4 protein-coding genes and 1 pseudogene are annotated in these 7,040 nt (G+C 55.7%); 2 read left to right on the top strand and 3 right to left on the bottom strand.

From position 1 onward, the window contains the following. Positions 1-1,006: pseudogene (locus RT613_RS14155) on the bottom strand (peptidoglycan-binding protein); the annotation flags it as partial. A 482-nt stretch (positions 1,007-1,488) separates the two neighbouring features. On the opposite strand from RT613_RS14155, the gene fumC reads away from it, so the two are divergent. After that, positions 1,489-2,880 (top strand): class II fumarate hydratase, encoded by a 1,392-nt coding sequence (gene fumC, locus RT613_RS14150; protein ID WP_313616266.1) that lies wholly within the window; start codon positions 1,489-1,491, stop codon positions 2,878-2,880. Positions 2,881-3,240: 360 nt separating this feature from the next. Continuing rightward, entirely contained in the window at positions 3,241-4,311 is a 1,071-nt protein-coding gene (locus RT613_RS14145) for a GGDEF domain-containing protein (RefSeq protein WP_313616264.1), read from the top strand. A gap of 87 nt (positions 4,312-4,398) precedes the next feature. On the opposite strand, the gene RT613_RS14140 is transcribed toward RT613_RS14145, so the two are convergent. After that, entirely contained in the window at positions 4,399-5,007 is a 609-nt protein-coding gene (locus RT613_RS14140; RefSeq protein ID WP_313616262.1) for a pyridoxamine 5'-phosphate oxidase family protein, read from the bottom strand. Positions 5,008-5,064: 57 nt separating this feature from the next. Next, the gene (locus tag RT613_RS14135) at positions 5,065-6,879 is read right to left on the bottom strand and encodes a monovalent cation:proton antiporter-2 (CPA2) family protein (RefSeq protein WP_313616261.1); all 1,815 of its coding nucleotides are present in this window, start codon (positions 6,877-6,879) and stop codon (positions 5,065-5,067) included. Positions 6,880-7,040: the final 161 nt, after the last annotated feature.

The raw sequence follows: 7,040 nt of genomic DNA, 5'->3' as shown, positions 1-7,040 counted from the left end.
AGGTGCTGAAGGTTTCGAAATGCTGCTGTTTCAGGCCTTCTGACGAACGGTGCTGAATTGCCTTCACGACATTGGCGAGTTCAGCGTTGGTGTTGCCCGGCTTCAAAAGCAGGTTGTCCGGCAGAACGATACGCTCATGTTCATTGCCGTCCTGCTCGCGCAGTGCCGCCAGCTCCGCCTTCAGCGTCTGGAATTCCGCATTTGAAGGTTCGCGGCTGCGCAGATAGGACGCGACATCCGTGCTGAGATTGGCAAGCTTCAGAACCGGTGCGAGGTTGACGGTCTTGCGCTTGAAATCATGATAACCTGACAGTTTGTTCGGGTCGACGCGGCCGCGCATATTGTCCTGAACATAGGTCAGAACCTTTGCCGACAGCGAAAGCTCAAACTGCATCAGCGCACGCTGGTAAGCGTCGCTTGCGCCAGCCGAAGGCTGAACAGGCTCTACTGAGGCTGTTTCAACCGGGGTCGCAGGCGATGCAGCTGTTGCGTCGGGTGCGGCACCGATGCTGGCCGTCACGTCACCGGCCGGAATGGGAATGATGTAGTCCGCCGGTTCGAGGCCGCTTGCAGACACGGTTGCGAAGAACTCCAGCACCGCATTGGCCTTGGCATTGACCTCACCGCCGGTGACCCACAGCGGCTTGCCGCCTGCGCCATAATAGGCTTCCAGCGCCTTGGCGACATCGGCAGGTGCCGTGACCTTGGCTTCACTGAGGAACCGTGCTTCAGCGTCCGACTGGCCAAACCCGGCCGTTTTGACGGACGGCATCGCATCCGCCTTGTAGGTGTAATAACGCGGACCAGCGATACGCGGCAGAGGCTCAGGATCAGCATCGTTTGCTATGCGGGCATTGGCACCATTGCCGGTGACGACGCCAGGCAGTGGCTGCTGCTGCTCACGTGCGCCCTGCTTGCCCGGGCCGCCACGCAAGATATCAAGCAACGTGACAGCACCTGCGGATGAAGGCATGGCTACCGAGAAGGCAAGCCCGACAGCCAGCATGAATGCGGCCGATGTTTTTCCTGATCCTGTATGCAATTTATCCTCGCAGCGTAAGGCAGGAACACTTCTGATTCCGCCTGTATTTATTTTATGACTGTCTAACCGATTACCGGTTTCTTGAAAAGAAAACGCACGAAACTACCCGGCGCCAAGCGCCTCAACTTGCCGTTACGGAAGCACCTTCGTGAGCGTTGCATCAAAGGTTGGTTCAAATGGTTAAATTTTCCTTTATTTTTGGTGTCTTATACATGAAATAACCATAGGCAGGACAAATGTGATGCTGCATTTCAGCCGCAAATTGCCCTGTGACGGATTGGACACGCGCCCGGATATTCGATTTTGGACAAACCATTCTGCCGCAGTTGAGATTAGACGTTATGCAGGCTTTCCATGCTGGGCGGATGGCTCTATATGTCTGCGCGCGCAAGGCGTGCGAAAGTGCCGTTTTGCCGGAGGATTTTGAGCATTAAGAGGCAGGACCGATGACAGCCACCCGCACGGAAACCGATACTTTTGGCCCGATCGAAGTCGCAAGCGACAGATATTGGGGCGCACAGGCACAGCGTTCGCTTGGAAACTTCAAGATTGGCTGGGAAAAGCAGCCGCTTTCGGTCGTTCGTGCACTTGGCATTGTCAAGCAAGCCGCAGCCCGCGCCAACATGGCGCTTGGCCGTCTGGACAGCACCGTTGGCGACACCATCGTCAAGGCCGCACAGGAAGTCATCGACGGCAAGCTGAACGACCACTTCCCGCTCGTTGTCTGGCAGACCGGTTCCGGCACCCAGTCCAACATGAACGCCAATGAAGTGATCTCAAACCGCGCCATCGAAATGCTGGGTGGCGAGATGGGTTCCAAAAAGCCGGTTCACCCGAACGACCACGTCAACATGAGCCAGTCGTCCAACGACACCTACCCGACGGCCATGCATATTGCCTGCGCAGAAGAGATCGTTCACCACCTGCTGCCAAGCCTCAAGCACCTGCACGCAGCGCTGGACAAAAAGGCGAAGGATTTCGCCCACATTATCAAGATCGGCCGTACGCACACGCAGGACGCAACACCGCTAACACTTGGCCAGGAATTCTCCGGTTACGCCGCACAGGTAGCATCTGCCATCAAGCGCATTGAACTGACCCTGCCCGGACTTTGCGAACTGGCACAGGGCGGCACCGCTGTCGGTACCGGCCTGAACGCTCCGGTTGGTTTTGCTGAAAAGGTTGCCGAAGAGATCGCCTCGATCACTGGCCTTTCCTTCGTCACCGCACCGAACAAGTTTGAAGCGCTTGCAGCGCACGATTCCATGGTGTTCTCGCACGGCGCCATCAATGCCGCTGCCGCCGCCCTGTTCAAGATTGCCAACGACATCCGCTTCCTCGGCTCTGGCCCACGTGCCGGCCTTGGCGAGTTGTCCCTGCCGGAAAACGAGCCAGGTTCGTCGATCATGCCGGGCAAGGTCAACCCGACCCAGTCCGAAGCACTGACACAGGTTTGCGCGCACATCTTCGGCAACCAGGCAGCCATTACGTTTGCAGGCAGCCAGGGTCACTTCGAACTGAACGTCTATAACCCGATGATGGCCTACAACTTCCTGCAGTCGGTCCAGCTTCTGGGCGATGCAGCCGTGTCCTTCACCGACAACTGCGTGGTTGGCATCGAAGCCCGTGAAGACAACATCCGCAAGGGCGTTGAAAACTCGCTGATGCTGGTGACGGCACTCAACAGCAAGCTCGGTTACGACGCCTGCGCCAAGATTGCCAAGACCGCCCACAAGAACGGCACGACGCTGCGCGAAGAAGCTGTTGGCGGTGGTTACCTGACCAATGAAGAGTTTGACCAGTATGTCCGCCCTGAGGACATGATCGGCCCCAAGTAAAACGATGACATCAAGACTTTAAAAGACGGCCCCGGAAACGGGGCCGTTTTCTTTTGTTCTGTTTTATTTTTTGCTGCGCAAAGGGCACACAATGACCGGCGGACATGATGCACGTATCGCATTACTAGAACTGACACAGTAAATATAACCGATAAAAATTTAGAGGACAAAAGACTTGATTTTTCACAATCGAAAGTTGCCAAAATTAAAAATACTTCAAAAACAATATCTTGACCCGAAAGAATAGTTATATAAACATTTTCGAAACAAAAGAGTCTGCAGCTAAAATTAAATATTCCAAAAGAAATTGAATGCTAATATTTCGCGGTGTTTTAAGCCTAGATTTATTTGGAGACTTTGATGAGCACAGTAACCACGCCAAAGGCGCAGGTTCCTGATATTGCCGGTCAGATTACCTATGCAATGCGTAGCATGGGCATTGCACCTATTCCCCGCAACTACAGTCTTTTCTACGAAGCCTATATTGGCTCCAACCCTGCCCTCACCCGTGAGTTGGCAGCCCTTGGCAGCAAGGCAACACAAGAAGAACTGGACGCGCTTGGAGCGCAATATTTCGATCATAACCACGGCCGTATCATTGAAACCGTGCACGACAAGGTTCGTGCAGAGCTGGAATCTCTGCTTGCGCTTTTGCAGCACGAGCAGAATTCAATGGAAAATTACAGCAAGTTACTGGTTGAAACCGTGGCGCGTATTTCCACGAAGAATATCGCCAGCAACAATATCGTACAGAGCGTTATCAAGGTTTTGCAGGATGCAACCGGCAATACTGCCGCGCACGGTGAAAAGACGGCGCAGAGTGTCAGCCGTCATTCCGAAGAAATGGACCAGGTCCGTCAGGAACTGGACGAATACAAGCGTATCGCCAATACGGATTCCCTGACCCGCCTGTCGAACCGTCGTGCATTTGATGAAAAGCTGTCTTCGCTGTTTGACAGTTCCATCGGCCTGCACCTTACCTCACTGGTGCTTTTGGACATCGACCACTTCAAGCGGATCAACGACACCTACGGTCACCCGGTCGGCGACAAGATCCTGGCAACCGTTGGCAACCTCATTCGCTCCAATGTACGCAAGGATGTGTTCGTTGCCCGTACTGGCGGCGAGGAGTTTGCAATCATACTCGAGGGCAACAATGTCGATGAGGTGATGACGATCTGTGAGCGCATTCGCCTGTCGCTTGAAAATACGCCATTCCGCAATTCACGCTCCGGCACGGATTATGGTCCGGTGAATATCTCGATCGGTTATGCCATGGGCAACCATGCCTCCGGGCCGGGTGAGCTCTACGCACAATCCGACATCGCGCTTTACCACGCCAAGGAAACCGGCCGTAATCGCAGCGTGTTCTTTCAAGAAGGCATGCAGAAGAATTATGGCGGCAAGAACTGGCTGATCTACAAGGGTTGATCGGCTGTCAGCCCCCCAAAGAAAAAGCCTGCTTGCACCGATGCAAGCAGGCTTTTTTATTGCCCGAAATAGATTGCGGCCAACCTGTCACCACATGGTGGCAGCGGCGCGCGCCGCCCATCCATTATCGTAGGTTTCCTTGTCAAAATCCGCCTTGGCCGCTTTCAGCAAGGTCCCGGCAGTTGGCAGCGATGCCGGGTCAACGAAGTGTTCAGGGTTCCATAGTTCGGAGCGCATCAAGGCTCTGGCACACTGGAAATAGACCTCGTTGATTGTCACCACCAGCACGGTGCGCGGATGTTTGCCATCCATCTCGAAGCTGTGCAGCAGGTCAGGATCGATCGACACAACCGCTTGACCATTGATGCGCATGGTGGTGTTGGAACCGGGGATCAGAAACATCAACGCCACGCGCGGATCACGCACGACATTCATCAGGGAATCGACACGGTTGTTGCCGCGCCAGTCGGGCAACAGCACCGTCTTGTCGTCAGCCACGCGCACCACGCCGCCACGATCTCCTCGCGGCGAGCAGTCCATGCCCTCCGGCCCAACGGTTGCCAGCGCCACGAAGGGCGAGGTTTCGATCATCAAACGGTATTCGGGGGTCAACCGCTGCGTGACCTTGGCAACCGATGCCTCGGTGACACCGTCATAGATTGCCTTCAACTCTTCAACAGACCGTATGATGCTCATCTCACCCTCACCTTTTACCTACCTGCGAAAGCACCGTCACATGACAGGGCAATGACGTTACCCTTTTGCCTCTGCACTGGTTGCTTCCTGTGCGGCACGCCGTTTGGCGGTCCGTGCAGCCACAAGGTCGGCCGGCTGGGCATTGCCACGCACCAGCTGACGTCCGGCATAAATACCGCCGACGATCTCGAGCGCAAAACGCTCCTGATCGACATCGCGGAATTCTTCGACCAGACGTGCGGCCATTTCCATTTCCTCACCCAGCACGTTCAGCGCTTCCTCACTGAAGTTGAGCGCGGATTCCAGTGTTTCACGGATCTGGTAATCAACGCCTGCCTTCAACAGGTCGATGGCGTGCTCACGGTCATAGGCACGTGCCAGCACCGGCACCAGCGGGAACTCATGTTTGACGATTTCGGCAATGCGCAGCGCAGCTTCGCGGTCATCCACGCAGATCAGGATGGCCTTGGCGGTTGCCGCACCACCCGCATGCAGGATTTCCGAGCGGGATCCGTCACCATAATAGACCTTGAAACCGAATTCCGCAGCTTCGCGGATAAATTCCGGGTCCTTGTCAATCAGCGACAGCGTGTAGCCACGCGCCAGCAAGGGCTGACTGACGATCTGGCCGAAACGGCCAAAACCAATCAACAGCACGGTGCCTTCAACATTTTCCGGCAGGTCCAGATCATGGGTATCGGGCACGGCGGCCGGCATCAGCCGGTCATGCAGGATAACCATCAACGGCGTCAGGATCATCGAAATGATGATGATGGCGGTTAAGAGCGCATTTTCTTCCCGGCTGAAAATACCGGCCGAAACAGCTGCGGCATAGAGCACGAAGGCAAATTCGCCCCCCTGCGCCATCAGCACGGCGCGCTCGAGGCTCTCACGTTTGCAAGCACCGAGAATACGGCCCACCGTGTAGATGAAAATGGCTTTCAGCACCATGTAACCAATGACGCTGAGAACGACGATCTTCCAGTTCTGGGCAATGACCGTCAGGTCGATGGCCATGCCCACCGCCAGGAAGAACAAGCCCAGCAGAATGCCACGGAATGGTTCGATATCGGCCTCAAGCTGATGGCGGAAGGAGGATTCGGACAGCAGAACACCGGCCAGAAACGCACCCATGGCCATGGAAAGCCCGCTCATCTGCATCAGCAAGGCTGAACCCAGCACCACCAGAAGAGCAGCAGCCGTCATGACCTCCCGGGCACCGGACGCGGCCAGAAGGCGGAAAAACGGATTGAGCAGGTAACGTCCGGCAACGATCAACGCCGCCACGGCGGCAAGACCAATGCCGACGGACAGCCAGCGTTCGGACGCCGTGACCTCTTCCCCGCCACTGCCGAGGAAAACGACAAGCGCCAGCAAGGGCACAATCGCAAGGTCTTCAAACAACAGGATGGAGATGATGCGCTGGCCTTTGAGCGTCGACATGCTGCCGCGTTCCTGCAGCATTTGCATAACAATGGCGGTCGAGGTCAAAACGAAACCGGTGCCAGCCACAAAAGACGAAATGACCGGATAGCCAAGCGTCACGCCGACGACCGTCAGACCCGCCATACAGGAAAGAACCTGAAAGGCACCCAAGCCGAAAATGTCCTTGCGCATGGACCACAGGCGTGAGGGCTGCATTTCAAGCCCGATGACAAACAGGAACATCACGACGCCAAGTTCGGCAATGTGCAGAATGGCCTGCGAATCTGAAAAGAAACCAAGGCCAAAGGGACCAACCGCCAAGCCGGCGGCAAGATAGCCGAGCACAGAACCGAGGCCGATTTTCTTGAACAGCGGTGCAGCAACAACGCCTGCACTCAACAGCACCACCACCTGCAACAAGTCATTGCCGTTTGCTTCAACCGCCAAAGTTCACCTCACCTGCGTATATCTATACATGATGTCCGGAACGCTTCTGATCAGAACCGACCGGTTCAAGCGCCCGTGAATGAAAGGAATAATCAGTATCTGCCGTTTGCCACCCGCACGCCTCAGCGGCGACGCGGCTCGCGGCTCAGTCCTTTTTCTGC

This window comes from Agrobacterium sp., from assembly GCF_032092815.1.
GTDB lineage: Bacteria > Pseudomonadota > Alphaproteobacteria > Rhizobiales > Rhizobiaceae > Agrobacterium.
Note: the sequence above shows the minus strand (reverse complement) of the source record. Positions and strands in the feature narration are given on the sequence as shown.

Bases quoted from the DNA above. Each gene is read 5' to 3' on its own strand.
- fumC (WP_313616266.1), top strand. From the start codon at position 1,489: ATGACAGCCACCCGCACGGAAACCGATACTTTTGGCCCGATCGAAGTC.
- RT613_RS14145 (WP_313616264.1), top strand. From the start codon at position 3,241: ATGAGCACAGTAACCACGCCAAAGGCGCAGGTTCCTGATATTGCCGGT.
- RT613_RS14140 (WP_313616262.1), bottom strand. From the start codon at position 5,007: ATGAGCATCATACGGTCTGTTGAAGAGTTGAAGGCAATCTATGACGGT.